At 73.5% G+C, this 25,902-nt stretch carries 23 protein-coding genes and 1 pseudogene; 11 read left to right on the forward strand and 13 right to left on the reverse strand.

The window, feature by feature from the left end:
- Positions 1 to 133 precede the first annotated feature (133 nt).
- Positions 134 to 1,114 (forward strand): glycoside hydrolase family 25 protein, encoded by a 981-nt coding sequence (locus EKH77_RS04025; protein ID WP_240667210.1) that lies wholly within the window; start codon positions 134 to 136, stop codon positions 1,112 to 1,114.
- Here EKH77_RS04025 and EKH77_RS04030 read toward each other — a convergent pair.
- The 5 genes and pseudogenes from EKH77_RS04030 to EKH77_RS33650 form a co-directional block, all read right to left on the reverse strand.
- Positions 1,111 to 2,400: a DUF1266 domain-containing protein gene (locus EKH77_RS04030; protein WP_126913056.1), complete on the reverse strand. Its 1,290-nt coding sequence runs from the start codon at positions 2,398 to 2,400 to the stop codon at positions 1,111 to 1,113. The genes EKH77_RS04025 and EKH77_RS04030 overlap by 4 nt on opposite strands.
- A 61-nt stretch (positions 2,401 to 2,461) precedes the next feature.
- Positions 2,462 to 2,863, reverse strand: coding sequence for a hypothetical protein (locus EKH77_RS04035; protein ID WP_126913057.1), 402 nt, complete (start codon positions 2,861 to 2,863; stop codon positions 2,462 to 2,464).
- A gap of 37 nt (positions 2,864 to 2,900) precedes the next feature.
- Positions 2,901 to 3,053 (reverse strand): hypothetical protein, encoded by a 153-nt coding sequence (locus tag EKH77_RS32900; RefSeq protein ID WP_164737737.1) that lies wholly within the window; start codon positions 3,051 to 3,053, stop codon positions 2,901 to 2,903.
- A 9-nt stretch (positions 3,054 to 3,062) separates the two neighbouring features.
- Positions 3,063 to 4,937: a transketolase gene (locus EKH77_RS04040; RefSeq protein WP_126913058.1), complete on the reverse strand. Its 1,875-nt coding sequence runs from the start codon at positions 4,935 to 4,937 to the stop codon at positions 3,063 to 3,065.
- Positions 4,938 to 5,349: 412 nt separating this feature from the next.
- Positions 5,350 to 5,466: pseudogene (locus EKH77_RS33650) on the reverse strand (GNAT family N-acetyltransferase); the annotation flags it as partial.
- A gap of 176 nt (positions 5,467 to 5,642) precedes the next feature.
- Between EKH77_RS33650 and dhaK the strand changes: the two are divergent.
- Positions 5,643 to 6,635 carry a dihydroxyacetone kinase subunit DhaK gene (dhaK, locus tag EKH77_RS04050; protein WP_126913059.1) on the forward strand — a complete coding sequence of 331 codons (993 nt, stop codon included), beginning with the start codon at positions 5,643 to 5,645 and terminating at the stop codon, positions 6,633 to 6,635.
- Between the two features lie 16 nt (positions 6,636 to 6,651).
- Here dhaK and EKH77_RS04055 read toward each other — a convergent pair whose 3' ends face one another.
- From EKH77_RS04055 to EKH77_RS04075, 5 genes are all read right to left on the reverse strand, one after another.
- On the reverse strand, positions 6,652 to 8,055 hold the full coding sequence (locus tag EKH77_RS04055; RefSeq protein WP_126913060.1) for an NADP-dependent succinic semialdehyde dehydrogenase: 1,404 nt from the start codon (positions 8,053 to 8,055) through the stop codon (positions 6,652 to 6,654).
- A 231-nt stretch (positions 8,056 to 8,286) separates the two neighbouring features.
- Positions 8,287 to 9,777 (reverse strand): MFS transporter, encoded by a 1,491-nt coding sequence (locus EKH77_RS04060; protein ID WP_126913061.1) that lies wholly within the window; start codon positions 9,775 to 9,777, stop codon positions 8,287 to 8,289.
- A 535-nt stretch (positions 9,778 to 10,312) separates the two neighbouring features.
- Positions 10,313 to 10,804 carry an NUDIX hydrolase gene (locus EKH77_RS04065; protein WP_126913062.1) on the reverse strand — a complete coding sequence of 164 codons (492 nt, stop codon included), beginning with the start codon at positions 10,802 to 10,804 and terminating at the stop codon, positions 10,313 to 10,315.
- A gap of 198 nt (positions 10,805 to 11,002) precedes the next feature.
- Positions 11,003 to 11,590 carry a hypothetical protein gene (locus EKH77_RS04070; protein WP_126913063.1) on the reverse strand — a complete coding sequence of 196 codons (588 nt, stop codon included), beginning with the start codon at positions 11,588 to 11,590 and terminating at the stop codon, positions 11,003 to 11,005.
- Positions 11,591 to 11,680: 90 nt separating this feature from the next.
- A complete protein-coding gene (locus EKH77_RS04075) occupies positions 11,681 to 12,478 on the reverse strand; it encodes a glutamate racemase (RefSeq protein ID WP_126913064.1) in 798 nt (265 codons plus the stop codon).
- Positions 12,479 to 12,545: 67 nt separating this feature from the next.
- On the opposite strand from EKH77_RS04075, the gene EKH77_RS04080 reads away from it, so the two are divergent.
- Entirely contained in the window at positions 12,546 to 13,706 is a 1,161-nt protein-coding gene (locus tag EKH77_RS04080) for a glycosyltransferase (protein ID WP_430981023.1), read from the forward strand.
- 19 nt (positions 13,707 to 13,725) lie between these two features.
- Here EKH77_RS04080 and EKH77_RS04085 read toward each other — a convergent pair whose 3' ends face one another.
- Positions 13,726 to 15,012, reverse strand: a complete 1,287-nt coding sequence (locus EKH77_RS04085) for a TerD family protein (RefSeq protein WP_126913066.1) — start codon at positions 15,010 to 15,012, stop codon at positions 13,726 to 13,728.
- Between the two features lie 167 nt (positions 15,013 to 15,179).
- On the opposite strand from EKH77_RS04085, the gene EKH77_RS04090 reads away from it, so the two are divergent.
- The 5 genes from EKH77_RS04090 (at position 15,180) to EKH77_RS04110 (ending at position 20,909) form a co-directional block, all read left to right on the forward strand.
- Positions 15,180 to 15,716: a DUF6643 family protein gene (locus EKH77_RS04090; protein ID WP_126913067.1), complete on the forward strand. Its 537-nt coding sequence runs from the start codon at positions 15,180 to 15,182 to the stop codon at positions 15,714 to 15,716.
- Positions 15,717 to 15,781: 65 nt separating this feature from the next.
- Positions 15,782 to 16,618, forward strand: a complete 837-nt coding sequence (locus EKH77_RS04095) for an MOSC domain-containing protein (RefSeq protein ID WP_126913068.1) — start codon at positions 15,782 to 15,784, stop codon at positions 16,616 to 16,618.
- A gap of 184 nt (positions 16,619 to 16,802) precedes the next feature.
- Positions 16,803 to 17,435, forward strand: a complete 633-nt coding sequence (locus EKH77_RS04100) for an Rv1733c family protein (protein WP_126913069.1) — start codon at positions 16,803 to 16,805, stop codon at positions 17,433 to 17,435.
- Between the two features lie 110 nt (positions 17,436 to 17,545).
- On the forward strand, positions 17,546 to 19,957 hold the full coding sequence (locus EKH77_RS04105; protein WP_126913070.1) for a right-handed parallel beta-helix repeat-containing protein: 2,412 nt from the start codon (positions 17,546 to 17,548) through the stop codon (positions 19,955 to 19,957).
- A gap of 103 nt (positions 19,958 to 20,060) precedes the next feature.
- Positions 20,061 to 20,909: a DeoR/GlpR family DNA-binding transcription regulator gene (locus EKH77_RS04110; RefSeq protein WP_126913071.1), complete on the forward strand. Its 849-nt coding sequence runs from the start codon at positions 20,061 to 20,063 to the stop codon at positions 20,907 to 20,909.
- Positions 20,910 to 20,952: 43 nt separating this feature from the next.
- Here the strand turns inward: EKH77_RS04110 and EKH77_RS04115 are convergent, their stop codons facing one another.
- Positions 20,953 to 22,062, reverse strand: coding sequence for a PLP-dependent cysteine synthase family protein (locus EKH77_RS04115; RefSeq protein ID WP_240667212.1), 1,110 nt, complete (start codon positions 22,060 to 22,062; stop codon positions 20,953 to 20,955).
- Positions 22,063 to 22,199: 137 nt separating this feature from the next.
- Here EKH77_RS04115 and EKH77_RS04120 point away from each other — a divergent pair, with 137 nt between their 5' ends.
- Together EKH77_RS04120 and EKH77_RS04125 are read left to right on the forward strand one after the other, a co-directional pair.
- Positions 22,200 to 22,538 (forward strand): hypothetical protein, encoded by a 339-nt coding sequence (locus tag EKH77_RS04120; RefSeq protein ID WP_126913072.1) that lies wholly within the window; start codon positions 22,200 to 22,202, stop codon positions 22,536 to 22,538.
- A 197-nt stretch (positions 22,539 to 22,735) separates the two neighbouring features.
- The gene (locus tag EKH77_RS04125; protein ID WP_126913073.1) at positions 22,736 to 23,326 is read left to right on the forward strand and encodes an ATP-binding protein; all 591 of its coding nucleotides are present in this window, start codon (positions 22,736 to 22,738) and stop codon (positions 23,324 to 23,326) included.
- A 28-nt stretch (positions 23,327 to 23,354) separates the two neighbouring features.
- Here EKH77_RS04125 and EKH77_RS04130 read toward each other — a convergent pair whose 3' ends face one another.
- Complete coding sequence (locus EKH77_RS04130) at positions 23,355 to 24,575, reverse strand: ROK family protein (RefSeq protein ID WP_126913074.1); 1,221 nt, start codon at positions 24,573 to 24,575, stop codon at positions 23,355 to 23,357.
- A 17-nt stretch (positions 24,576 to 24,592) separates the two neighbouring features.
- Here EKH77_RS04130 and EKH77_RS04135 point away from each other — a divergent pair, with 17 nt between their 5' ends.
- A complete protein-coding gene (locus EKH77_RS04135) occupies positions 24,593 to 25,867 on the forward strand; it encodes an MFS transporter (protein WP_126913075.1) in 1,275 nt (424 codons plus the stop codon).
- The last annotated feature ends 35 nt before the right edge of the window (positions 25,868 to 25,902 follow it).

Genomic DNA, 25,902 nt, shown 5'->3' on the forward strand with positions numbered 1-25,902 from the left:
TTTCGTCCGCCGGGAGCGGCATTTCGTCCTCCGGGGCGCTTGCCGGAAGCGAACCGTTGTACGACGCTATCCCGGCCACCCCGTGCCGACCACGCCCCGGACGGCCGGGGTGCGATCCCCCACCATCACCGCCATGCGCACTCGGCTCACCGCAAAGGGGCTCCGAATGGGCATCTACGGCCAGGACTGGGCCTCGTACCAGTCCTCGACCCCCGACACCAGCGGGCTCTCCTTCGCCTTCGTCAAGATCACCGAAGGGCTCGGCTACCTCAACCCGAAATGGGTCTCCCAGCGCGACCACGCCAAGGCGAACGGTCTCGTCTGGGGCGCCTACCACTACCCCCACATGGCCAACGACCCCCGGGCGGAGGCCGACTACTTCCTCCGCCAGGTCGCCTGGCGCCCCGGCGACATCATCGTCCTGGACTGGGAGGGCTACGACGACGCCAACGCGAACGTCCCGAGATCCCGCCAGCTCGTCTACCGCGACGCCTGGCTGGCCTACGTGAAGGCGGAGATGCCGGACTACCCGGTCGGCATGTACTGCAACCTCGACTACTGGCTGAACGTCGACCGGACGTCTACTTGCGGCGACTTCCTGTGGATCGCCACGGCCGGCCGGACGGCCGGCCGGCCCGGCATCCAGGACCCGTGGCTCTTCCACCAGTACAGCGAGGCCGGCGGCGTCGACCGCGACTACTGCCCGCTGGGCTCCACGGCGGAACTCCGCGACTGGAGCCTGTCGTTCCAGCGCACTCCCCCCACCCCTCCCGCCCGTTATACGGAGGAAGACATGTACTCCTACTTCGACGTCCCGGCGAACGCGGACTTCGACCTGCCGGTCGAGCCCGCCGGTACCCTCGCCGCGCCGGCGGGCGGCGCCCGCAACGGCCCCATCTGGCTGGTCCTCTCCGCGCAGGGCAGGGACGCGCAGGTCACCACCGCCTTCCACGTCGAGGGCGGCGCGTGGGGCCGCCCGGCCGGGCCCGTCCCGGTCACGCTCACCGGGGACAAGCTCGTCCTCCACCTGCCCACCGACCGGCTCGTGGACAAGGTCCGGATCCGCTCGACGGCTCCGCTGACGGGCTACCTCGTGGGGCGGCAGGTCGCCTAGCCGGGCTCGTCCGTGAAAGGCACGGTGCGCCACGGGCTCTCCGGGTCACCGGTGAGGGCGCGATGCGCGTCGAGGACCTCCGTGTACCAGGAGCCGAACCGCTCCTCGTCGAAGTGCAGGCACCGGCCCAGCACATAGCCGGCGGAGAACTCCTCCCACGAGCCGTACGCGTCCCGCGCGGCCTTGGAGGCGCGCTCGAGGGCCGCGAGCGTCTCGGCCTCCGTGGCGTACCGGGCGCCGCGGCCCCAGCGGGCCATGTTGGAGCCGCGGCCGATGTCCCAGGCGGCGATCGTGCGCACGAACCCGTCGGGAGGCAGGAGACCGTCGGCGCGGAACCGCGCCTCGTACCGCAGGACCTCGCCCACCAGGGTGCGGAGATCCGCGATCATGTCGGCGAACTCCGGGTCGTCGGCGGGGACTCCGTTCTCGCGGGCACGGGCCCGCAGCTCCGCCTCGACCAGGGCGCGCCACCGCTGCGGATCGACGTGGCCGCCCCGGCCGCCGGGCGCGAGCGCGAGGCGGGCGTCGAGGACGAAGTCCCAGTGCCAGGGGCTCACTTCGAGGCCGAGCAGCCGCTCCTGTGTCGAGCGCCAGTCGTCGCGCCCGTGGACGCCCCAGCCCGCGGCGATCCGCCCGACCTCGCCCCGGTAGCCCGAGCCGTGCCAGTGCGGGGTGTTCCACGCGTCGCCGTTCTGGAAGCACAGATGGGCACCGCAGGCCAGGCCGTGCAGCAACGGGCCGGGCGGCGGGGCGCCCGTACGGCGGGTCACCACGCGGTCGCCCAGGCCGTCCGGTTCGAACAGCTCGTGGTGGAGGTCGAGCCAGGTCTCCCGTTCGTCGTCGTCGGTGGAGAAGTACTCCTCGCAAGGGGTGGCGGCGTTGACCGCGAGGATGTCCACGTCGCCGGGGAGGATCCCCGCGAGCGCGCCGAGCGTCGCGTACTCGTAGACCAGGTGCGGGTGGGTGCGCGGCAGCAGGCCGGCCGTGTAGACCTGCGCCGCGACGCGCCCGTCGCCGAGCGGGACGGTCAGCATGGGGAACTCGTCCTCGCCGGCCGCCCGCGCCTCGTCGAGCCGGACAGGGTAGTAGACGCCCTCGATGGCGAGGGTACGGAGGTACGCGTAGGCGTTGCCGGTCCGGGTCAGCCGGTACAGCTGCTGTTCGACGTCGGTGGGCGCCGTCCAGCGGGTGCCGTCCTCGGGGGCGGGGACGAAGGGAAAGACCTCTTCGTGGTCCTCCTCATGGACACCCTGCTCCTGACAGTCGTCCCCGGACGCCGTCCGCATGCGGTTTCCTCCCGTTCGGTGACCGTCGCCGCGCTGACGACCGCAAGATCACGCGGGTACGTTACCGGCGGTCCGCGACCGGCCCGGGCGCGGGCCCCCGGGAGGCGCCGACGACCGCGCCGGCCGGGTCCAGGGCGTCGGCCCGGCGCCGGAGGTCGGCGGCGACGTCGTCCCAGACGGGGCCGTGCAGATAGAGGCTGTCAGCCGCCTCGCGCATCAGCACGGGATCGTTCGGGCGCTGAAGGATCGCCAGCCGGTAGGCCAGGTTCCGTACCCAGACGGGAAGGCGTCCCTCGACGACGCGGGGAGAGAGGGCGCGGAGCATGGCGACGATCGAGTCGGCGTCGGCGAAGGTGAGTTCCTCCACGAAGTACTGCTCGTGGTGGTCACCCCCGCACCCGGGCGCGTCCTGGTATTCGTCGCCGTAGAGGCATCGAGCGTGTTCTGTGAGGCTGGCGTGCATGATCAAGACTTTATGACCATGATCGTGAGTCCGGCGATCACGGTGGCGAGTCCGCCTCCCGGCCGTCCGCCCGGTGAAGCCCGGCGGGGCGGCGCCGGGTGGCGTGGGGCCAGAGGAAGGTGACGGCGTCCCGTTCCGCCGCCTGGGCGGCACATCGGGCGATCCTGCCGTCCGGGTGCATGACAGCCATGTGGCACAGCTACTTCTGGATCAGCGCCCGCGCCGCCTCCGCGATGTGGGTGCGGGAGATGCCCGCGTCGTCGAGGAGCTCGGCGGTGGTGCCGGAGCCCGGGAGACCCGTGACGGCGAGGTGGGCGAGGGCCGGGGCCAGGCGCCGGGCCATGAGCGCGGACTGGACGGCCTCGCCGATGCCGCCCTCGGGGTGGTGGTCCTCGGCGACGACGAGCGCGCCGGTCTCCCGCGCGGCGCGGGCGAGCGTCCCGGCGTCGACGGGTTTGACCGAATACAGGTCGACGACACGGGCGTGGATCCCGTCGGCGGCCAGCAGGTCGGCGGCGGCGAGGCACTCATGGAGGGTGACGCCGGCGCCGACGAGGGTGACCGTGTCCTGGTCACCGCGGCGTGGCGTCTTGGAGCCGCCCACGGGGAAGACCTCGTCGGGGGCGTACAGGACGGGGTACGCGCCACGCGTGGTGCGCAGGTAGGAGATGCCGGGCAGGTCGGCCATGGCCGCGGTCAGGGCCGTGGCGGAGGTGGCGTCGCCGGGGTAGAGCACCGTCGAGCCGTGGACGGCGCGCATCATGGCCAGGTCCTCCAGGCCCATCTGGGAGGGGCCGTCGGCGCCGATCTCCACACCGCAGTGGGAGCCGCACAGGGCCATCGTCGTCCGGGAGACGGCCGCCATGCGGATGAAGTCATGGGCCCGGGTGAGGAACGCCGCGAACGTGGCCGCGTACGGACGGTGACCGCGCGCGGCCATCCCGACGGCGGCGGCGATCATCTGCTGCTCGGCGATATAGGTCTGGAAGTAGCGCTCGGGGTACGCCTTCTCGAAGTCCTGGGTGTGAGTGGAGTTGCCGACCTCGGCGTCGAGGACGACGACCTCGGGCCGGGCGCCGACGGCGGCCAGCGCCTTGCCGAAGGCGGACCGGGTGGCCACGGCCTCACCGAGTTCGTAGCGGGGCAGCTCCACGGGGCCGGCGGCCGGGCGCGGCACCGGTGCGCCGTCGGGCGGCCGGGGACCGCGGACCGACAGGTGGCGCACCCCGCCGAGCCCGGCGACGGCCCGGTCGGCCAGGTCGGCGGGCAGTGGCTTGCCGTGCCAGCCCTCCTGGTCGGCCACTTCGCTCACACCGCGCCCCTTGACGGTCCGGGCGAGGACGGCCGTAGGGCCCTGCCCGTCGGCCGCGACGGTCAGCGCCCGGTCGACGGCCTCGAGGTCGTGCCCGTCCACCGTGATCGCCCGGCAGCCGAACGCCTCGACGCGGCGGGCGTAGGCCTCGGTGTCCCAGCCGAGCTCGGTGGGCCCGCACTGACCCAGGCGGTTGACGTCGACGATGGCGATGAAGTTGGCCAGCCGGTGCCGCCCGGCCTTGTCGAAGGCCTCCCAGACCGACCCCTCGGCCATCTCGCTGTCCCCGCACAGCACCCACACCCGGCAGGGACTCGCCTCCAGGTCGCGCCCGGCCAGGGCGATCCCGACGGCGTAGGCGATGCCCTGGCCCAGGGAGCCGGTGGCCACGTCCACCCAGGGCAGCACGGGTGTCGGGTGGCCCTCCAGACGGGCACCGAAGCGGCGATAGGTGGTCAGCAGCTCGTCCTCGCCGACGACGCCCGCCGCACGGAACATCGCGTACAGCAGCGGGGAGGCGTGCCCCTTGGAGAACACCAAGTGATCGTTGGCCGGGTTGCCGGGCTCGTCCCAGTCGTAGCGCAGATGCCGCGTCATCAGCACGGCCATCAGGTCGGCGGCCGACAGGCTGGAGGTGGGGTGCCCGGAGCCGGCCGAGGTACTGGCCCGCACGGAGTCCACCCGCAACTGCTGCGCCAGCTCGAAGACCTGGTCGAGGCCGGCGTCGGGGCCGAGGGGCCGGGTGGGGGCCTGTGCCGTCATGGTGGCTTCCTCCCGAGAGACTCGCCCGTCGGCGTCGTGGTCCCGCCCCCTTCCAGCCTGCCCGTCCGGTACTCCCCCGGCGGCAGGAGCTGGGCCGGACGGGTGAGGGACGGCAGCACGGCGGCGGGCGCGCGAGGGCTTCACCGACCCTCGCGGGTCTCGGTACTGTTCCCGGAATCAGGAACGTCACCGCATCGAAGTGAAAGGACTCGGCTCATGAGGCTGTCCCGCGGACCGAGGGGCGCAACGAGGGGTCCACTCCCCTGGTGCTTTGGGCCACGTACATGACCCCGAAGGGGAAGCCTCTGGCGGACACGGATCTGTCCCGGTGCGATCAACCGTATTGACACGACGGAGCGGCCGATCCGGTCAGCCTTTCAGGGCATAGAAGTGGATCGACGAGTTCGGCCTGAACTCCGTCACGGCCCTCGTCCAAGGCGAAGTCGTAGGCACGCGAGTTGAGGTCCGCGCAGGCGCGCACCTGTTCGTCGGTCGACACCCGCACGAACGTCAGGTCCGGGTGGACCGGCCCGCCAGACCACGGCGAGCTCCTCCACCGACTCGATGGAATCCGGGAGATCATTCACCGTACCTCCAGGAATCATTGAGGGTTCAGCAATACATCAACTAGGTAGTACGCGACGCCGGCACTACTCCCAGCCACTCCCCGCTCACCGAATCCGCCCTTCACCCGAGGAGCCCCCCGTGAAGATGCTCATCAACGTGCCCGAAACCGTGGTCGCCGACGCGCTGCGCGGGATGGCCGCCGTGCATCCCGAGCTGACGGTCGACGTCGAGCGGCGGGTCGTCGTGCGGCGGGACGCGCCCGTGGCCGGGAAGGTGGGGGTGGTGTCCGGTGGGGGGTCCGGGCACGAGCCGTTGCACGCGGGGTTCGTGGGGGTGGGGATGCTCGACGCCGCGTGCCCCGGGGAGGTGTTCACCTCGCCCGTGCCCGATCAGATGGTGCGGGCCGCCGCGGCCGTGGACAGCGGCGCGGGGGTGCTGTTCATCGTGAAGAACTACACCGGCGACGTCCTCAACTTCAACATGGCGGCCGAGCTCGCCGAGGACGAGGGCGTCCAGGTGGCCAGCGTGCTGGTGAACGACGACGTCGCCGTGACGGACAGCCTGTACACCGCCGGGCGGCGCGGCACCGGCGCCACGCTGTTCGTGGAGAAGATCGCGGGCGCGGCGGCGGAGCAGGGCGCCCCGCTGGAGCGGGTGGAGGCGATCGCGCGCCGGGTGAACGAGTCGTCGCGGAGCTTCGGGGTCGCCCTCACCGCCTGTGCCACCCCGGCCAAGGGCGGGCCGACCTTCGACCTGCCCGAGGGGGAGCTGGAGCTGGGCGTGGGCATCCACGGCGAGCCCGGGCGGGAGCGGCGGGCGATGATGACGTCCGGGGAGATCGCGGACTTCGCGGTGGACGCGGTGCTGGAGGACCTCCGGCCGGCCGGCCCCGTGCTGGTCCTGGTGAACGGCGCGGGCGGCACCCCGCTGCTGGAGCTCTACGGTTTCTGCGCCGAGGTGCACCGGGTGCTGCGCGAGCGCGGGGTGCCGGTCGCGCGGACGCTCGTCGGCAACTACGTGACGTCGCTGGACATGGCCGGCGCGTCGGTGACGCTCTGCCAGGTCGATGACGAGCTGCTGCGGCTGTACGACGCGCCCGTGCGGACGCCCGCGCTGCGCTGGGGCATGTGAGCGGCGCCGGACGCGGTCACGCGCCGGGCTCGGCCCCGTACCAGACGGTCGTGACGTTGCAGAACTCGCGGATCCCGTGCCCCGACAGCTCCCGCCCGTAGCCCGAGCGCTTCACGCCGCCGAAGGGCAGGGCGGGGTGGGAGGCCGTCATGCCGTTGAAGAAGACGCCGCCCGCCTCCATGTCGCGGACGAACCGCCGCTGTTCCTCCTCGTCGCGCGTCCAGACGTTGGAACTCAGCCCGAACGGCGAGTCGTTGGCCACGGCGATCGCCTCGTCGACGCCGTCCACGCGGTACAGCGTGGCCACCGGACCGAAGGCCTCCTCGCGGTGGATGCGCATCTCGGGGGTGACCCCGGCGAGGACGGTCGGCTCGTAGTACCAGCCGTGCTCCCGGCCGGCGGGCCTGCGCCCGCCGCACAGGGCCGTGGCGCCGCGCCGCAGCGCGTCGTCGACGAGCTCCTCGAGGTCGGCGCGGCCCCGCTCGGTGGCGAGGGGGCCGACGTCGGTCGACTCGGCCATGGGGTCGCCGACGGTCAGGCCCTCCATCAGGGCGGTGAAGCGCTCGGCGAAGGCGTCGTACACGTCGGTGTGGACGATGAAGCGCTTGGCGGCGATGCAGGACTGGCCGTTGTTCTGGACGCGGGCGGTCACGGCCGTGCGCACGGCGCGGGCCAGGTCGGCGGAGGGCAGGACGACGTACGGGTCGCTGCCGCCGAGCTCCAGGACGGTCTTCTTGACCTCGTCCCCGGCGACGGCGGCCACCGCGCGCCCGGCCGGTTCGCTGCCGGTGAGGGTCGCGGCGGCGACCCTCGGATCGCGCAGGACCGCCTCCACGGCGCCCGAGCCGATCAGCAGGGTCTGGAAGCACCCCTCGGGGAATCCGGCGCGCAGGAAGAGATCCTCCAGGTAGAGGGCGGTCTGCGGCACGTTCGAGGCGTGCTTGAGCAGCCCGACGTTGCCCGCCATCAGGGCGGGGGCGGCGAACCGGACGACCTGCCAGAGCGGGAAGTTCCACGGCATGACGGCGAGGACCACGCCGAGCGGGCGGTAGTGGACGCGGGCGACGGACGCCCCGGCGTCGCGCGCCTCGGCCTCGGGCGGCGTCTCGTCGGCCAGCAGGGCCTCGGCGTTCCCGGCGTACCAGCGCATCGCCTTCGCGCACTTCGCGGCCTCCGCGCGGGCGGCGGCCAGCGGCTTGCCCATCTCGGTCGTCATGGTGCGGGCGATGTCGTCGCGGTCGTCGTCCAGGAGCTCGGCCGCGTGCCGCAGTAGCCGGGACCGTTCGGCGAAACCGGTCGTGCGGTAGGCGCGGAAGGCCGCGTCGGCGGTGGCCAGGCGCCGTTCGACGTCCTCGGGGCCCAGCTCGGCGAAGGTCTTGAGGGTCTCGCCGGTCGCGGGGTTCACCGTTGCGATGGGCATGCCTCGACTCTGCGGCGCTCCGCCCGGCCGCGCAAGGCGTACACGCGCCAGGCGGGGCCCCGCGCCCCGTTCGGAGGCGGCCCGTTCGAAGACGGCCCGTTCGGAGGCGGGTGATACGGGTGACCGCGGGAGATAGGGAGGACGGCGGGTGATACGGGGGACGGCGGGCGGTACACGTGACGGCGGTGTGGCGGAACGTTCCGCCACACCGCCGTCGTCCTCCCCTCCCCGCTATCTCGGTGGCTGGTCGGTCGCCTCGTCCGTGGCTCTGGACGGGCCCGGCAGCCGGGCCGGGTCGTGCTGCCGGAGGGCGTCGAGGGTCTCGTTCGCCGGGCCCGTGGCCTCCCGGCCGGACGCCGGGGTACCGGCGGCCTGGGATCCGGGCGGGACCGCGGGCGCCACGGGGACCACGGGCGCCGCCGCCCGTTTGACGACGGTCTTGCCCACGACCGGCCCCTCCACCACCGGCGCGCCGGACGGCACCGGCAGCCCCGGCAGCATGCCGCCGCGCTGGAGCATGGCCACCGAGGCCGCCGAGGCGAGCCCGAAGGCGAGGCAGACCAGCCAGGGCAGCCACCACAGGCCGGTGCGCCCGCCGAAGTCCATGGCCCGGCCGACCACGGCGTTGCCCGCGGTGGCCGCGAGGCCCGAGAAGACGTAGAAGAGCCCGAAGTACGTACCGGTCAGGCTCTCCCGCCCGAACATCGGCACCATCTCCAGCACGGTCGGGTGGGCGACCATGATGCCGAAGAAGAGCATGACCGAGCCGACCACCATGACGGTCATCCGCGCCACCGCCTCGCTCGTGCCGGCCGGGCTCTCGCCGCCGCAGACGAGCAGCGGTGGCAGGAAGCTGAGGCCCATCACGACCAGGCCGGAGCTGACCCACCGGGTGCCGCCCCCGTTGCGCTGGAGCGCTCTGGTGATCCGCAGCTGGAACAGCATGTTGGCGAGGGCGCCGGCGGCCAGCAGCACCCCGGCCGAGCCCTTCCAGCCCGAGGCGCTGAGAGCCCCTTCGGGCAGGAGGAGGTAGAGCTGGTTCTCCATCGTGAACATGCCGATGGTGGAGAAGGAGAACAGCAGGAACCGGCGGTTGCAGAAGGCCTCGCGCCAGTCGCCGAGGACGGTGGCGGAGGGGCCGCGCGGCGGCTCCCCCTTTGTGGGCAGGACCAGCGCCTGGGCGACCGTCAGCGCCCCGAAGATGGCCGCCGCCACCACGGCGCACAGCCGGAAGTCGGTCAGGAACAGCACGCTCCCCAGCAGCAGTCCCATCAGTGAGCCGATGGTGGCGTAGACGTTGAGGAGCGCGAACGACTCGGCCTTGCGCTCGCCCGACTCGAAGGCGACGTAGGTGCGGACGGCCGGGTAGAACAGCGCGGCCGCCAGCCCGGTGAGCACGGAGGCGCCGAGCAGCAGCGGCAGCGAGTTGCCGAAGGCGAAGAGGGCGAAGCCCACGGTGCGCAGGGCACAGCCGGTGATGATCACCACGCGTGGCCCCAGCCGGTCGGTGGCGGAGCCACCGAGGATGAACAGGCCCTGCTGGCTGAGATTCCGCGCCCCGAGCACCAGCCCGATGAGCGCGGCCGACATTCCCAGGCCCTGCTCCAGATATGCCGCGAGAAACGGCATCAGGAGGTAGAAGCCAATGTCGATCCCAAACTGATTGAGCAATAGCAATCGCAATGCGAGTGGAAACTCGCGCGTCGCCCGAATGTTTCTCATGCGCGTTCCTGAATCCAGCCCGGGCAGGCCGAGACACCCTCAACCACAGGTGCGCCAAGCTCCGGGGGTTTGACCGTGCGTCAAGCGGCAGGGACGGCGGCCGAGGCTGCGTTTGGGACTTCTTCCTGATCAGAGGCCTGATCAGGGGTCAGCGCATCCCGGCGTCCAGATCGTTGGCTCGCTTTTCCGTTCACAGGAACGGCCGCACTCGCTGACGGTGAGAGGGTGGTCGATCATATGCTTTTGCGATGCATCCTCACTGACCCCCGACTGCTCTCGGAAGAATGAGCAGAGGACACTTTAGCAAAGCAACCTCTTTCCCAACAGTGCGCGCGTGCGAGCCAGGACGGCTCCGGAGCCAAAGGATCCGCAGGGAATTACTACCGGTTTTTTCTTCGAGCGCTGGAACGAGGGTGCTGGCGAACTGACCTACGATCACACCGGCCCGGAAAACCCGGGGAATGCCTTCGTCGCGACCGGACGCGCATCGGCAGGGCACCCCTGACGGGGCATCAACAAGCGGGTTGACGGGCTGTCAGCCCTCGCCCAACTCCTCGCCGCATCCCGCGAACCACGTCGGCGCTTCCTTCGCGGCCAGCCTGATCCGTGCCACCGCGAACGGCTCCATCGGCGGCAGCGCGTCCACCGCGAACCAGCCGACCTCCAGCGACTCGTCGTCGTTGACGCGCGCCTCCCCGCCCACCGCGCGGGCCAGGAAACAGATGTCCATGAACTGGCATTCGTCCCCGTTGGGGTAGACGACCCGCTCCAGGGCCTCGACCAGCAGCACCCGCTCCGGCACGCAGTGGACCGAGGTCTCCTCGAACACCTCGCGCACGATCGCGGCGGCCGGCTGCTCCCCCGGATCGCAGATCCCCCCGATGATCGACCACTCCCCGGTGTCGGAGCGCAGCCCGAGCAGCACACGGCCCTCGTCGTCGAGGACGACCGCGCTCGCTCCGGGCATCCACAACAGCCGGTCGCCGACCAGGGCCCGGAGCTCTCGGATGAAATCGGGGGTGGGCATGCGCCGAGCCTAGCCAATGGCCGCCCGGCCGCACCGCCCGGCCCCGGGGGCGCGCACCGCAGGCGTACACGCCGGGGTGCTCGAAATCGTCTGCGCGCCGGGTCAGGTACGTGCCTCGTCAAGTACGTGCCTCGTCAGCCGTGCACCCCGCCGGGCGTGCACCCCGCCGGGCGTGCACCTCGTCAGGCGTGCACCCCGTCAGGCGTGCGCGGAGCGGCCGCCGAGCATCCGGAGCCGGTCGCGGATCACGCGCACGGCGGCCTCGGCGTCGTCCACCGTGACCGTGTACATACGGCCGTCCCCGAGCCGGACCACGAAGCCCTCGCCGCGCCGGACGACCACGCCCGTGCCCTTCTCCGGGCGCCAGCGATAGCCCCAGCCGCCCCACTGGCGCGGGGTGACGCGGGGGTCGAAGTCCGCGCCGACCACATGGGTCAGCGGAATGCGGGTGCGCGGTACGCCGATGTGACCGCAGCGGATCTCCAGGGTGTCCTTGTCGACCCGCACGGCCACGTGCACGAAGGCGATGGTGCCGTACAGCATCAGCAGGCCGGCGGCCACGCAGCCGACGACGGCCATCACCAGCGGGGCGAGCCCGGACGTCCACGCGCTGTCGACGGCGAGCTCGACGCCGAGCGCCACGCATGCGGCACCGACGGCGGCCAGCAGCCACTGGACGCGGTTGGTCGCGCGTCCCGTCCAGACAGCGGGCGCCTCCGGCCGCTCGTCGTCACCGGGGCGCGAAGCGCTCCCCTGCTCCCGCGGGTCCTCGGAGTGGTCCCTCATACCGGGCAGCCTACTCACGTTCCGCCACCGCGGCAGGGGTGCGCGCGGACGCACGGCGAACGGGACGTAAAGCGGGACGTAAAGGACGGGTCAGGAGCGCGCGGCGCTCACGGCACCGAGCGAACGGCCCTCGGCGTAGCCGAGCGAAGCCGCCCCCAGCTCCCCCTCGCGACCGGTGAGCAGCACGGTCACACGGCCCGTGGGCGCGGCGCCGGGGTCGGGCTCGGTACCGGCGCGGCGCAGCGCCTGGGTGGCCACGGCCGTGGCGGAGCCGTACAGCTCCACCGGCGGGGCGCCGGGCGTCTGGATCTCGGCGACGGCGGCGCGGATGCGCTCGGCGACCAGCTCGTAGTGGGTGCAGCCCAGGACGAGGCCGCGCACATCGGCCGGCGTGTTGGCGGCGGCGGCGCGCACCGCGGCGGCGATGGCGTCCGCGTCGGCGTGCTCCACGGCGTCGGCGAGACCGGGGCAGGGCACCTCGGTGACCTCGACCCCGGCGGCGAAGTCGCGGATCAGCCCGCGCTGGTAGGGGCTGCCGGTGGTGGCGGGGGTGGCCCAGATGGCGACGGGTCCGCCGTCGGCCGCCGCCGGCTTGATCGCCGGGACGGTCCCGATGACGGGGAGGCCCGGCTCCAGCTCGGCGCGTATGGCCTCCAGCGCGTGGACCGAGGCCGTGTTGCAGGCCACGATCAGCGCGTCGGGCCGGTGCGCGGCGGCCGCGCGGGCGCAGGCCAGGGCGTGCCGGGTGAGGTCCTCGGGGGTGCGGGGGCCCCACGGCATGCTGGCCGGGTCGGAGGAGAGGACCAGATCGGCGTCGGGGCGCAGCCGGCGCACGGCGGCGGCCGCTGCCAGCAGGCCGTTTCCGGAGTCGATGAGCGCGATCTTCACCCGGTCACTTTAATCGATGTGCCCGTCGTGACCGCCCGGGCTGCGGCAGACTGCGACGGTGAGCGCGCTGACGTGGATCACGGCGGCCTCCCTGGCCGCATGGGCCTGGCTGCTGCTGGGGCAGGGTTTCTTCTGGCGTACGGACGTCCGGCTGCCGCCCCGGACCCCGCCCGAGGACTGGCCCGCGGTGGCGGTCGTCGTGCCCGCCCGGGACGAGGCGGAGGTGCTGCCCACGAGCCTGCCGTCGCTGCTCGCGCAGGACTATCCGGGGCCGCTGGAGATCTTCCTCGTCGACGACGGGAGCACCGACGGCACGGGCGAGCTGGCCCGGGCCCTGGCAGGGGAGCACGGCGGGCCGCCGCTGACCGTGTCCTCGCCCGGTGAGCCCGCCCCCGGCTGGACGGGGAAGCTGTGGGCCGTGCGGCACGGCATGGCGCTCGCCCTGGACCGTACCGGCGCCGAGTACCTGCTGCTCACGGACGCGGACATCGCCCACGGCCCCGACAGCCTGCGGGAGCTGGTGGCGGCGGCCCGGACCGGGGGGCTGGACCTGGTGTCGCAGATGGCCCGGCTGCGGGTCACCACGTTCTGGGAGCGGATGGTCGTCCCCGCCTTCGTGTACTTCTTCGCCCAGCTGTACCCCTTCCGGTGGGTCAACCGGCCCGGCGGGCGGACGGCCGCGGCGGCCGGCGGCTGTGTGCTGCTGCGCCGCGAGGCCGCGCTGCGGGCCGGGGTGCCGGAGAGCATCCGGCAGGCGGTGATCGACGACGTGGCGCTGGCGCGTGCGGTGCGCCGCTCGGGCGGCCGGATCTGGCTGGGGCTGGCGGACCGGGTGGAGAGCGTGCGGCCGTATCCGGGCCTGGGGCCGCTGTGGCGGATGGTCTCGCGCAGCGCCTACGCCCAGCTGCTCCACAGCCCGCTCCTGCTGGCGGCCACGGTCGCCGGGCTGGCGGTGGTGCACCTCGCGCCGCCGGTGGCCGTCGTGGCGGGCGCGCTGACCGGTGCCGTCGTACCGCTGACGTGCGGGGGTCTGGCGTGGGCGGTGATGGCGGGGACGTACGCGCCGATGCTGCGCTACTACCGGCAGCCCCTGTGGCTCGCCCCGCTGCTGCCGGTCACGGGGCTGCTGTACCTGCTGATGACGGTGGACTCGGCGGTGCGGCATCACCGGGGGCGGGGCGCGGCCTGGAAGGGACGGACGTACACCCGCCCGGAGGCCGCGCCCTGAAGACGGGCGGCGCGTTCGGTCATTTGCGGCCCGGGGTCCAGTTCAGGCCCCAGTCGTAGGCGCGGTCCAGGGTGCGCTGGGGGCTGACGCCCCGGTCGGGCACGAGGTAGCGGGCCTCACGCTGGACGACGAGCTCGCCGCCGCTGTTGGTGATCAAGGCGAGGGCGCAGACGTTGGAGGCGACGACGCACTCGTCGAGCGAGAAGTCGATCGGCGCCCCGTGCTGCGGCTGAAGGGTGACGGTGGCGTGGAGGCCGGCGAAGCTGGTGGCGCCCTCGTAGATCGTGACGAAGACGAGGACGCGCCGGAAGGCGGCCGTGTGGTCGAGGTTGACGGTCAGGTTCTCCCCGGATTCCACCGCCCCGGTCCGGTCGTCGCCGTCGAGGTGGATGTACGGGGGCCGGTGGAGCGAGCCGAAGGAGTTGCCTAGGGCCTGCACCACGCCCTTGGTGCCGTCGGTGAGCTCGAAGAGGGCGCCCAGGTCGAGGTCGATCCCGGGCTGGAGCGCCAGGCCCAGCCGCTGCCCCCAGGTCCTGGTCTGTTGCCGTATCGACCAGTTGAGGTTGACCCGCAAGGCGCCGGACGTGCCGCCCTGTTTGGCGAGGGAGACCCTGGGGGCGTCCTTGGTGAGCGTGACCTTGGTCAGCCGCACGGTCCGGTCGGGCACAGGGGCGGGAACCGGGGCGGACATCGGTGCGGGCGTGGAGGTGGGCACAGGGGCGGGGGCGGGGTCGACGGAACGGGCGGGCGCCGGAGTCGGGGCCGGGGGTACCGGGGCCGCCGACCGGTCGACGGTGATGCCGTAGTCGGTCGCCAGGCCCTCCAGGCCGCTGCTGTAGCCCTGCCCCACCGCGCGGAACTTCCACTCGCCCTGCCGCCGGTAGAGCTCGCCCAGCACGAAGGCGGTCTCGACGGTCGCGTCCCGGCTCTCGAAGCGCGCCAGCTCCGTGCCGGCCGCCGCGTCCAGGACGCGGATGCCCAGCCCCGGCACCCGCCCGAAGGCGCCGCCGTCGGCGGAGGCGGCGAGCACGACCGACTCGACGGCGGGTTCCAGGGCGGCGAGATCGACGGTGAGGGCGTCGGTCACCGTCCCGTCCGCCGCGCGCTTGCCGTCGTGGCGCACGGCGCCCGAGGGATGGACCGGCTGGTTGTAGAAGACGAGGTCCGCGTCCGAGCGGACCCGGCCCGCCGAGAGGAGCAGCGCGGAGGCGTCGGCGTCGGGCACCCCCGGCCCCGTACGCCAGCGCAGCTCGATCCGTACCACCTGCGAAGGTATCCGGACATTGGCGCCTTTGAGCATTTCCATCCTCAACCCCTCCGAAATGACCCGGCTCTTTACACGATCCCAACGTACCTTGACGACCGATTTCCCCAGGTTCGATGGGATTGGTAAAGCGGCCCTGTTCCGGGCCCCGCAAACAACCCCCGTACCCGTCTCCCCAACCGGCACAGCATGGGCTTAACTTATGGGCTATGACCTCCCCCCGCAGCACCTACGGCGGTGGCTACTACGCCTCGTCGTCCTTCCCGGACACCCCCATCTACGACAGCCTCGTCGCCGAGCGGGGCACCCCGCAGATCGCGCCGATCCGGGTGTCCTCCCCGTACGACTTCGGTGGCGGCCCCGCCCCCGCCCCGGCCCAGAGCAACCTGCCCGCGCTGCCGGCCCTGCCCTCCGGCCCCTCCTCCCACCAGGCCCCGCCGGCGGGTTACGCCGCGCCGGCCCCGCAGTACGGCGGCCAGCCCGCCGGCATGGGCCAGCCGATGCAGGCCCCGGGCCCCGGCCTCCAGCAGGCACCCGCCCCGTACATCCCGCAGCAGGCCGCCACGCCGCGCGCCAGCTACGCGGGGCCGGCGCCGCTGCAGACGCAGCAGCAGCGCCCGGGTGCCGCGTCCGCGAGCCCGGCCGGTTTCGACGCCATGCGCCCGGTCGCGCCCCGCCCGGCGCAGGCCCAGTACGAGGACCCGTACGGCGGCGGCCGCCCGTACCCGGAGCAGCGGGGCTACTGACCCGCGGCCCGGCGCGGGCCCACCGGGGGCGGCCAACTGTCATATCCGGCTGGCAAAATGAGCGCATGCCCAGTTCCGTGCTGTCCTCGGTCCATTTCTACCCGGTGAAGTCGATGGCGGGGTGTGCTCCCGGCGAGGCGGCCGTGGAGCCTTGGGGGCTCGCCGGGGACCGCAGATGGATGGTGGTGGATCCGGAGCACCGGATGATCACCCAACGGCAGGAGCCGCGCCTCGCGTTGGCCGCGGCGGAGCCGCTGCCGGGCGGCGGGGTGCGGCTGACCGCCCCCGGCGCCGAGCCCCTGGAGGTGGCCGTGCCCGCTCCGGCCGACGGGCCGGGCGGCACGGTCGTCGCGGAGATCTTCCGGGACAAGGTGGAGGCGGTGCCCGCGGGCGAGGCCGCCGAGGCCTGGCTGACGGCGTTCCTGGGCACCGGCGCCCGGCTCCTCCACATGGACGACCCGGCCCGCCGCCGCCCGATCGACCCGGACTACGCGCGGCCCGGCGAGACGGTCAGCTTCGCCGACGGCTATCCGCTGCTGGTCACCACGACCGCCTCGCTGCGGGAGCTCAACTCCCTGATCGCCCGGGGCGACCGCGCCGACGAGGGGCCGCTCCCCATGGACCGTTTCCGGCCCAACGTGGTCGTCGACGGCACGGCCCCCTGGGCGGAGGACGAGTGGCGGCGGGTGCGCGTCGGCGAGGTGACCTTCCGCGCGGTCAAGCCCTGTGCCCGCTGTGTCGTGACCACCACCGACCAGCGCACGGCCGAGCGCGGCAAGGAACCCCTGCGCACCCTGGCCCGGCACCACCGGATCGACGGCAAGGCCGTGTTCGGCAGGAACCTGATACCCGAGCACACGGGGACCGTCCGGGTCGGCGATCCGGTCGAGATCCTCGACTGAGCCCAGCTCCTCCCGGCCCGTCCGTCCTGTCCCGCTCGTCCGGCTCGTCCTTCGTCGTCCCGTCTTCCGTCAACGTGCCGCCGCGCACGGCAGCCGCGAGGGGTGATTTTCCGCCCTCCGTCGCCTTCCTCCGCATGCGGTGCCCGGTGTGAGGTATTTACGGACGCGTAAGGGGGTGAACACCATGCGCGCGACGCTTTCCTTCTGGCTGTCCCTGTGGCGCCGGCGGCGCAGTCCGCTGCGGCGCCGGAGCGATGTCGTCGAGGCCTGGGCGGGGGTGGCCGCCGTGGTGCTGACGCTGCTCCTGGGGCCGGCCCTGGGCTGGACGGCGGGCTCCCTGGCCCACGAGGCGCTCCGGGAGACCGTCCGGGACCAGCACCTGCACCGCCATCTGGTGACCGCCACCGCCCTGGCCCCGGCCTCCGGGAGCACTGACGGCGACGGCCACGAGGCCGGTGGCGGGCGAGAGGCCGGTGCCGGGCGCGACGGCTACCGGCGGGTCCTCGCCCGCTGGCGGGGCCCGGACGGCCTGGAGCGCACGGGTCTGGTGGCCGTCCGTCAGTACGCGCGGCCCGGCGAGCCGTTCCCGCTGTGGACCGACGACCGGGGCGCCGCCGTGAGCCGTCCCATGGACGGCGCGGCCGCCGCCGTCCACGCGGTGCTCGCCGGTCTGGGGGCGGCGGGCGCCGCCGCCGGCCTGGTCGAGGGGGCGCGCAGGCTGGTGGTCTGGCGGCTCGCGCGCCGCCGGTACGCCGAGTGGGACCAGGCATGGGAGCGCGCCGGGCACACCTGGGGACGGGCCGACGCGGGAAGCTGACGAGGGTCCCGGACAGCCAACTCCCGTGCTCCGCGCGCGCTACGGTGGTGCGGCCGGTACTCCTCCGTCCCGGATGCACACACACGCTTACGTGGGGGCACAGCAGCACCATGGCACAGGGTTCGAGCACGGGATCGGTCCAGGTGACGCACACGGGCACGTCGCGCTGGCGGCGGCGTACGGGCGAGTACGACTCCCTGGCCTCCGCCCTGGAGGCGGCGGCCGACGGCGACGTGCTGTCCGTCGCGCCCGGAACGTACCGGGAGAATCTCATCGTCTCCCGGCCCGTCACCCTGCGGGGCGGCGAGGGCGGGCGGGGCACGGTGCGGATCGCCCCGACCGAGGGCGTCGCGGTGACCGTGCGCGCCTCGGCGACGCTCCGCGATCTGCTGATCGAGGGGCACGACGCGTCCGCGCCGGCGCTGCTCGTCGAGGACGGCGCGCCGGAGCTCGCGGACCTGCGGGTGGTGACACGCTCGGCGGCCGGCATCGAGGTGCGCGACGGGGCCCGGCCCACGGTGCGCCGCTGCTCCGTCGACAATCCGGGGGGCGTCGGCATCAGCGTGCTGGACGGCGCCGCCGGGCTCTTCGAGGACTGCGAGGTGGTGGCGGCGGGCCAGTCGGGCGTCACGGTGCGCGGCGGCGCCGCGCCGCGCCTGGAGCGCTGCCGGGTGCACCACACCCGGGGGGCGGGCCTGTCGCTGACGGGCGAGGGCAGCACCCTGGAGGCCGTCGGCTGCGAGGTGTACGAGATCCAGGGGACGGGCGTCCAGCTGACCTCGCGCGCCACCGGGCTGCTGACGGACTGCCGGGTGCACCGCACGTCCGCCGACGGCGTGACCCTGGACACCGACGCCGTGCTGTCGCTCACCGACTGCGACATCCACGACGTCCCGGAGAACGCGATCGACCTGCGCTCCCGCTCGGTGCTGACGATGACGCGCTCGGCGGTGCGCCGCTTCGGCCGCAACGGCCTGTCGGTGTGGGATCCGGGCACGCGCGTGGAGGCCGGGCAGTGCGAGATCCACGACAGCACGGGCGACTACCCGGCGGTGTGGGTGAGCGACGGCGCGGGCGCCGAGCTGGTCTCCTGCCGGGTGCACGACGTGCCGGACGCGCTGTTCGTCCTGGACCGGGAGTCCAGCGCGGACGTCACCGACAGCGATCTGGCGCGAGTGCGCGGCACGGCGGTCTCGGTGAGCGGCGGGGCGACCGCGCGGCTTGCCGACTGCCGGATCCGGGAGGCGACCACGGGCGTCTGGTTCCGGGGCCACGGCAGCGGCGGCACCCTCAGCGGCTGCGCCGTCGACGCGACGTCGACCGGCGTCATCGTCACCAAGGGCGCGGACCCGCTCGTCGAGCGCTGCACGGTCACCTCCCCGAGGGAAGCCGGCTTCTACGTCTCCGCCGAGGGGCGCGGCACCTTCGACGGCTGCCGGGTGACGGGCAGCGCCGGCTACGGCTTCCACGTCATCGACGGCTGCCGGTCGACGCTGACGGCGTGCCGCACCGAGCGGTGCGCGCGCGGCGGCTACGAGTTCGCCGAGGACGGCCCGGTCAGCCAGGGCTGCACCAGCGACGAGGACACCGTGCGGCACCGGGCCGCGGTGCCCGCCGTGGAGCGGGCGGCGCGGCCGCCCGACCGGGGGGCGCCGGGGGTCCCGGCCCAGCGCTCCCCCGCCGTCGCCGACCCGGCGCCCGCCGGGGCCTCGCGCACGGCCGCGGCGGCGCTGGCCGAACTGGACGCGCTGGTGGGCCTGGAGAGCGTCAAGCGCGAGGTGCGGGCCCTGACGGACATGCTCGAGGTCGGGCGGCGGCGCCGGCTGGCCGGGCTGAAGGCGGCCTCCCCCCGCCGGCACTTGGTCTTCACCGGTTCGCCGGGCACCGGGAAGACCACCGTGGCCCGGCTCTACGGCGAGATCCTCGCCTCCCTCGGGGTGCTGGAGCGCGGCCATCTGGTGGAGGTGGCCCGGGTGGACCTGGTGGGCGAGCACATCGGCTCCACCGCGCTGCGCACCCAGGAGGCCTTCGACCGGGCGCGCGGCGGGGTGCTGTTCATCGACGAGGCGTACGCGCTCTGTCCCGAGGACTCCGGGCGGGACTTCGGCCGGGAGGCGATCGACACGCTGGTGAAGCTGATGGAGGACCACCGGGACGAGGTCGTGGTCATCGTCGCCGGCTACACCGCCGAGATGCAGCGCTTCCTGACCGTCAACCCGGGCGTGGCGTCCCGCTTCTCACGCACCATCACCTTCGGCGACTACGCGCCGGAGGAGCTGTTGCGCATCGTGCGGCAGCAGGCCGACGAGCACGAGTACCGGATCAGCGACGAGGCCGCCGAGGCGCTGCTGCGGTACTTCACCGACATCCCCAAGGGGCCGGCCTTCGGCAACGGCCGCACCGCCCGCCGCACCTTCGAGGCGATGGTCGAGCGGCACGCGGGCCGGGTGGCGCAGCTGGCCGCGCCCAGCACGGACGACCTCACCCTGCTGTACGCGGGGGATCTGCCCGACTCGCCGTGAGCCGGAGCCCGGAAGTGGCCTGAGCGAAACCGTTCGTTGTCGTTCGCGCGTGAAAGGATGTGTGCGCATCATGGGCGGCGGTCGGCCGGCAAGGAGGGACCGCGTGAGCGACCAGCAGAATCTCCTGGCGGAGCAGCGGCGAGCCCTGATCCTCGACGAGGTCAGGCGGCGCGGCGGGGTACGGGTCAACGAGCTGACGCGGCGCCTGAACGTCTCGGACATGACGGTCCGCCGCGACCTGGACGCGCTGGCCCGGCAGGGCGTCGTGGAGAAGGTCCACGGCGGCGCGGTGCCGGTCGCGGAGGCGACCACGCACGAGCCCGGTTTCGAGGCGAAGTCGGTGCTGGAGCTCAGCGCCAAGGAGGACATCGCGCGGGCGGCGGTCCGCATGGCCGCGCGCGGCGCGGCCATCGCGGTGGCGGGCGGGACGACGGCCTTCGCCCTGGCCCAGCGGCTGGTGGACATCCCCGATCTGACGGTCGTCACCAACTCGGTACGGGTGGCCGATGTGTTCCACACCAACCGGCACTCGATGTCGGCGAACGGGCCGCAGGCGCGCCCGGGCGCGGCCACGGTCGTCCTGACGGGCGGGGTGCGCACGCCGTCGGACACGCTGGTGGGGCCGGTCGCGGACGCGGCGATCCGGTCGCTCCACTTCGACGTGCTGTTCATCGGGGTGCACGGCATATCCGTGGAGGCGGGGCTGTCGACGCCCAACCTCGCGGAGGCCGAGACCAACCGCCACTTCGTCCGCTCCGCCCGGCGCGTCGTGGTGCTGGCCGACCACACCAAGTGGGGCACGGTGGGGCTCAGCTCGTTCGCCACGCTGGACGACGTCCATGTGCTGGTGACCGACGGGGGCCTGCCGCCGCGCGCCCGCGCGGAGATCGCCGAGCGCCTGCCGGAGCTGGTGGTGGCCGAGGCCCGGGGCGGCGACGGCGCGCGGGCCTGAGCCGAACCGCAGCGGCGGGCCCCGTGGTCAGCCGGACCCGTGGTCAGCCGGGCCAGCGGCCGGTCGACAGGAAGGCGTCGATGGCCATGGCGTAGGGCTGGATGTCCAGGCCCTCCGCGGCGAGCCAGGCGTCGGAGTAGTACTTGTCGAGGTAGCGGTCGCCGGGGTCGCAGATGAGGGTCACGACGCTGCCCGCGCGCCCCTCGGCGACCATCTCCGCGACGATCTTCAGCGCGCTCCACAGGCCGGTGCCGGTGGAGCCGCCGGCCTTGCGGCCGAGGACCGTCTCCAGGGCGCGCACCGCCGCGACGGTGGCGGCGTCCGGGACCTTCATCATCCGGTCGATCGCGGCGGCGAGGAAGCTGGGTTCCATGCGGGGCCGGCCGATGCCCTCGATGCGGGAGCCGCGCTCGCTGGTCGCGTCGGGGTCGTTGTCCCGCCAGCCCTCGAAGAAACAGGAGTTCTCCGGGTCCGCGACACACACCCGGGTGTCGTACTGCATGTAGCGCGTGTAGCGGGCGATGGTGGCGGAGGTGCCGCCGGTGCCCGCGGTGGCGACGATCCAGGCGGGCTCGGGGTGGCGTTCCAGCCGCAACTGGCTGTAGATCGCCTCGGCGATGTTGTTGTTGCCCCGCCAGTCCGTGGCCCGTTCGGCGTAGGTGAACTGGTCGATGTAGTGTCCGCCGGACCGCTCCGCGAGGGCCGCCGCCTCCGCGTACATCGTCCGGGGGTCGTCCACGAAATGGCACCGGCCGCCATGGAACTCGATCAGCCGGCACTTCTCCCGGCTCGTCGTGCGCGGCATGACGGCGACGAAGGGAACGCCGATCAGCTGGGCGAAATAGGCCTCGGAGATGGCGGTGGAGCCGCTGGACGCCTCGATCACCGAGACCTCGGGGCGGATCCAGCCGTTGCAGAGCCCGTAGAGGAAGAGCGAGCGGGCGAGGCGGTGCTTGAGGCTGCCGGTGGGGTGGGTGCTCTCGTCCTTCAGGTAGAGGTCGACGCCCCACTCGCCGGGCAGCGGGAATCGCAGCAGATGGGTGTCGGCGGAACGGTTGGCGTCCGCCTGGACCTTGCGGACCGCCTCCTTCAGCCAGGAGCGGTAGGCCGCGTCGCCGCGGTCGACGTCGATGGTGCGCACGGTGCCGGTCACACGCCGCTCCTCATGTTTCCGGATGGGGCTCAAACGGATCACTCGGGCGTTTCGATCATAAAGGGGCACTGGTGCGCGGGCCTGCTCACGGGCAGACTGCGCACGGGACAGCGATTTCGGCCGAGAGGCGGTGCACCGTGACGGAACCGGAGTTCAGCGCGACAGGGGTGCGGATAGAACGGGCGCACCGCAATCTGACCCGGGCCGGCCAGGTGAGGATCCAGGACGGTCGGCTACGGCTGCTGACCAGCTACGGCCGGGAGATCGACAGCGCGCCGGTGGACTCGGTGCGGGCCGGCAAGCCCTGGTTCGCCGCCCGGGACCGGGCCCGCGCGACCGTCAACGGCAATCGCTACGTCCTCACCCTGGGCGGGCCCGAGGGCCCCGGGGAGGCGGGCTCTACCACGGGCGAGGCGGAGGTCAACCGTTTCCTCGAGGTGGTGCGGTCGGCGCACGGAAGCACGGTGAAGCACTGACGGGTGCAGGAGTTGCGAACACGGCCGCGAGAGTCGACCCTTGACTCATATTGGCATCACCGAGGGTCCATCGGTGGTCACCGAAGTGGGCCGGGCCGCCGGGCGGGCCGCCCGAAGGCGCCGCGGGACCGTGTCGGGCGTGTGTCGCACCGTCCATCGGAATCAGGCTAGCCCTACTTCTTCAGGGAGTCGCAGCCGTGATCAGCCGAGTGAACAAGCACTGCACCGTTGAGCTCCAGGCCCTCCCACCGCGCATCGGGCAAGTGCGCAGAATCGTATCTGCGCAGTTGCGGTACTGGCATCTCGACGCCCTCATCGACCTTGCCGCGCTCGGCGTCACCGAGCTCCTGACCAATGTTCACCAGCATGCCGAACCGGACAAACGCTGCACGGTGGAGATCGACCTCGTGCCGTCCCGGCTGACCGTCTCGGTACGGGACCACGATCCCCGGTTGCCCGCGATCGGCGATGCCGACACCGGCAGCACCCACGGCAGGGGGCTGGCGCTCGTCGCGGCGCTCAGCTCCAGCTGGGGGGTGCAGCAGCGGCAGGACGGCGGGAAGGTCGTCTGGTTCACCCTTGCCGTGCCGGCCGCTACCCCGGCGGCGCCGCCGCGCTCCGCGCGGAGCGCGGGCACCGTCACCCCCTTCACCCGGCCCGTCCAGGTCCTCCGGGGCGGGCCCGCCCTGGACGAGCTGGAGGACCCGGCGTTCACGGGGACGGCGGCCAGGCCGCGCCGCGCGGTGCCGCGCGTCCACGCCCCCGTCCGGTCCGCCGTCCCGGGCTGAAGCGGAGGACGGCGGACCGGACGATCCGTCAGCCGAGCAGGGCCAGCGGGTCGTCGAGGACGGGCTGCCAGGCCGCTTCGGCCGCGCCGATGAGGCTGTTGAAGTCCAGGGTGCAGGGGAGGATGGGGACGCCACCGCTGCGGCCCCACAGGCTGCGGTCGGCGACGACCGCGCGCAGCCGCTCGGGGTCGGCCTCCAGCAGCTCGCGGTGGAGGCCGCCGAGGAGGATGCGGTCGGGGTTGAGGATGTTCACCAGCCCGGCCAGGCCCAGGCCCAGCCGGTCGACGATCAGCTCGGCGGCGGCCCGGACGGACGGGTCGTCGTACTCCGAGCGCAGCAGGTCACGGGCCTGCTGGAGCAGCGAGACGGCGGGGCCCGGAGCGCGCCCGGCGGCGGTGAGGAAGGCCAGCGGGTCGGTCTCGACGTCGAGGCAGCCGCGGCTGCCGCAGTGACAGGGCAGGCCCGCGGGGTTGACGGTGAGGTGCCCCACCTCCAGGGCCAGGCCGGAACTGCCGCTGTGCAGCCGCCCGTCGAGGACGAGCGCGCCGCCCACGCCCCGGTGGCCGGTGGCCACGCACAGCAGATGGCGGGCGCCCCGGCCCGCGCCGTGGCGGTGCTCGGCGAGGGCCGCGAGGTTGACGTCGTTGCCCGTGACGCCCAGGACGGGTGAGGCGTCCGGGCCCAGCACCCCGGACTTGGCGAGCGCCTCGCCGAACAGCTCGCGCACGGGGGCGCCGACGGGCCAGGACAGGTGCAGCGGGTTGAGGGCCGTGCCCTCGGGCTCGGCGACGGCCGACGGCACGGCGAGCCCGGCGCCCAGGCAGCGCCGCCCGGACTCCCGGAGCAGCGCCGCCCCGGCCTCGACGACGGCGTCGATGATGTGCGAGGGGTCGGCGGGCACGTCCATGCAGCCGGGGGCCGTGGCGACCATCCGGCCGCCCAGGCCGACCAGCGCGGCGCGATAGCCGTCGGCGTGGATCTGCGCGGCGAGCACGACGGGCCCGCGCGGTGCGATGGACAGCCGGTGGGAGGGCCTGCCCTGGGAACCGGCGGCCACCGGGCGCGGGTCGACCTGGATCAGGCCGAGCGCCTCCAGCTCCGCCGCCACGGCACCGGCGGTCGCCCGGGTCACCCCGAGCTCGGTGGTGAGGACGGCGCGCGTGGGGGCGCGACCGGTGTGTACGAGCTCCAGGGCGGGGCCGAGGGCGCCCCGTCCCCGCTCCAAACGTGTTGTCCGAGTCTGCGTCACGCCTCTATTCTGACTTTGTGCCGACGCTAAACAAAATACGGACGGCCATCCTCGGAGAACCACGAGTAACCTCCGGCGCCGACGCCCTCCGTCCTCTTCGCTCCGCCCTGACCCTTTTCTTCGCCCTCGACGGCTTCCTTTTCGCCGGCTGGGTGGTCCGCATCCCCGCGATCAAGCAGCAGACGGGCGCCTCCGACGGTGCTCTGGGGCTCGCTCTGCTCGGCGTGTCGGCCGGAGCGGTCGCCACGATGACACTGACCGGACGGCTGTGCCGGCGCTTCGGCAGCCATCCGGTGACCGTCGCCGCCGCCCTCCTGATGTCCCTCGGCATCGCGCTGCCCCCGCTGACCCACTCCCCGCTCGCCCTCGGCCTGGTGCTGCTCGTCTTCGGCGCCGCCTACGGCGGCCTGAACGTCGCGATGAACAGCGCGGCAGTCGACCTCGTCGCGGCGCTGCGCAGACCCGTGATGCCGAGCTTCCACGCCGCGTTCAGCGTCGGGGGCATGCTCGGCGCGGGGCTCGGCGCCCTGCTCGCCGGCCGGCTGTCCGTGACCGCGCACCTGCTGCTCCTCACCGCGACCGGCCTGGTCGCGGGCGCGGCGGCGGGCCGCGTCCTGCTCGCCCACCCGGCGCCGGGCCGCAAGGGGCCGGAAAGGGGCGCGGGGAACTGCGCGACCAGCCATCGACGGCCCGCACCTGTCGTCACACAGACCGACTCCGCGGGACGCGGGGCGCGCGAACGGCGCCTCGTGACCGTCTTCGGCCTGATCGCCCTGTGCACCGCCTACGGCGAAGGCGCGCTCGCGGACTGGGGCACGCTCCATCTGCGGCAGGACCTCGCCGCCCCGGCCGGGCTCGCCGCCCTCGGCTACTCAGTCTTCGCGCTCGCCATGACGCTCGGCCGGCTGAGCGGCACCGCCCTCCTGGAACGGCTGGGGCAGACGAGGCTGCTGGTGGCCGGGGGTACGACGGCCGCGCTGGGCATGCTGCTGGCCTCGCTGGCCCCGTCGGTGTGGGCGGCCCTCGCCGGGTTCGCGATCACCGGGCTGGGGCTGGCCAACATCTTCCCGGTCGCGGTCGGCAGGGCCGGTGAGCTGGCCGGTCCGGGCGGTGTGGCCGCCGCCTCCACCTTCGGCTACGGCGGCATGCTGCTGGGACCGCCGGCCATCGGCATCCTCGCCGACCGTTTCTCGCTGCCCCTGGCGCTCACCACGGTGGCCGCGCTGGCAGCGATGTCGGCGCTCGTCGCGTACGCCACCCGCCGGGCGGGCGCCGCTGTCAGTGCCGGCTGACACCATGGAGGAAACACGGCGACCGTGGGGGTGGG

The organism is Streptomyces luteoverticillatus (genome assembly GCF_003970715.1).
GTDB lineage: Bacteria > Actinomycetota > Actinomycetes > Streptomycetales > Streptomycetaceae > Streptomyces > Streptomyces abikoensis.

Excerpts from the sequence above, each read along its gene's own strand:
- EKH77_RS04105 (WP_126913070.1), top strand. The coding sequence starts at position 17,546 with ATGGCACAGGGTTCGAGCACGGGATCGGTCCAGGTGACGCACACGGGC.
- EKH77_RS04040 (WP_126913058.1), bottom strand. The coding sequence starts at position 4,937 with ATGACGGCACAGGCCCCCACCCGGCCCCTCGGCCCCGACGCCGGCCTC.
- EKH77_RS04055 (WP_126913060.1), bottom strand. The coding sequence starts at position 8,055 with ATGCCCATCGCAACGGTGAACCCCGCGACCGGCGAGACCCTCAAGACC.
- EKH77_RS04095 (WP_126913068.1), top strand. The coding sequence starts at position 15,782 with ATGCCCAGTTCCGTGCTGTCCTCGGTCCATTTCTACCCGGTGAAGTCG.
- EKH77_RS32900 (WP_164737737.1), bottom strand. The coding sequence starts at position 3,053 with ATGGCTGTCATGCACCCGGACGGCAGGATCGCCCGATGTGCCGCCCAG.
- EKH77_RS04090 (WP_126913067.1), top strand. The coding sequence starts at position 15,180 with ATGACCTCCCCCCGCAGCACCTACGGCGGTGGCTACTACGCCTCGTCG.
- EKH77_RS04060 (WP_126913061.1), bottom strand. The coding sequence starts at position 9,777 with ATGAGAAACATTCGGGCGACGCGCGAGTTTCCACTCGCATTGCGATTG.
- EKH77_RS04100 (WP_126913069.1), top strand. The coding sequence starts at position 16,803 with ATGCGCGCGACGCTTTCCTTCTGGCTGTCCCTGTGGCGCCGGCGGCGC.
- EKH77_RS04070 (WP_126913063.1), bottom strand. The coding sequence starts at position 11,590 with ATGAGGGACCACTCCGAGGACCCGCGGGAGCAGGGGAGCGCTTCGCGC.
- EKH77_RS04085 (WP_126913066.1), bottom strand. The coding sequence starts at position 15,012 with ATGGAAATGCTCAAAGGCGCCAATGTCCGGATACCTTCGCAGGTGGTA.
- EKH77_RS04025 (WP_240667210.1), top strand. The coding sequence starts at position 134 with ATGCGCACTCGGCTCACCGCAAAGGGGCTCCGAATGGGCATCTACGGC.
- EKH77_RS04035 (WP_126913057.1), bottom strand. The coding sequence starts at position 2,863 with ATGCACGCCAGCCTCACAGAACACGCTCGATGCCTCTACGGCGACGAA.
- EKH77_RS04030 (WP_126913056.1), bottom strand. The coding sequence starts at position 2,400 with ATGCGGACGGCGTCCGGGGACGACTGTCAGGAGCAGGGTGTCCATGAG.
- EKH77_RS04065 (WP_126913062.1), bottom strand. The coding sequence starts at position 10,804 with ATGCCCACCCCCGATTTCATCCGAGAGCTCCGGGCCCTGGTCGGCGAC.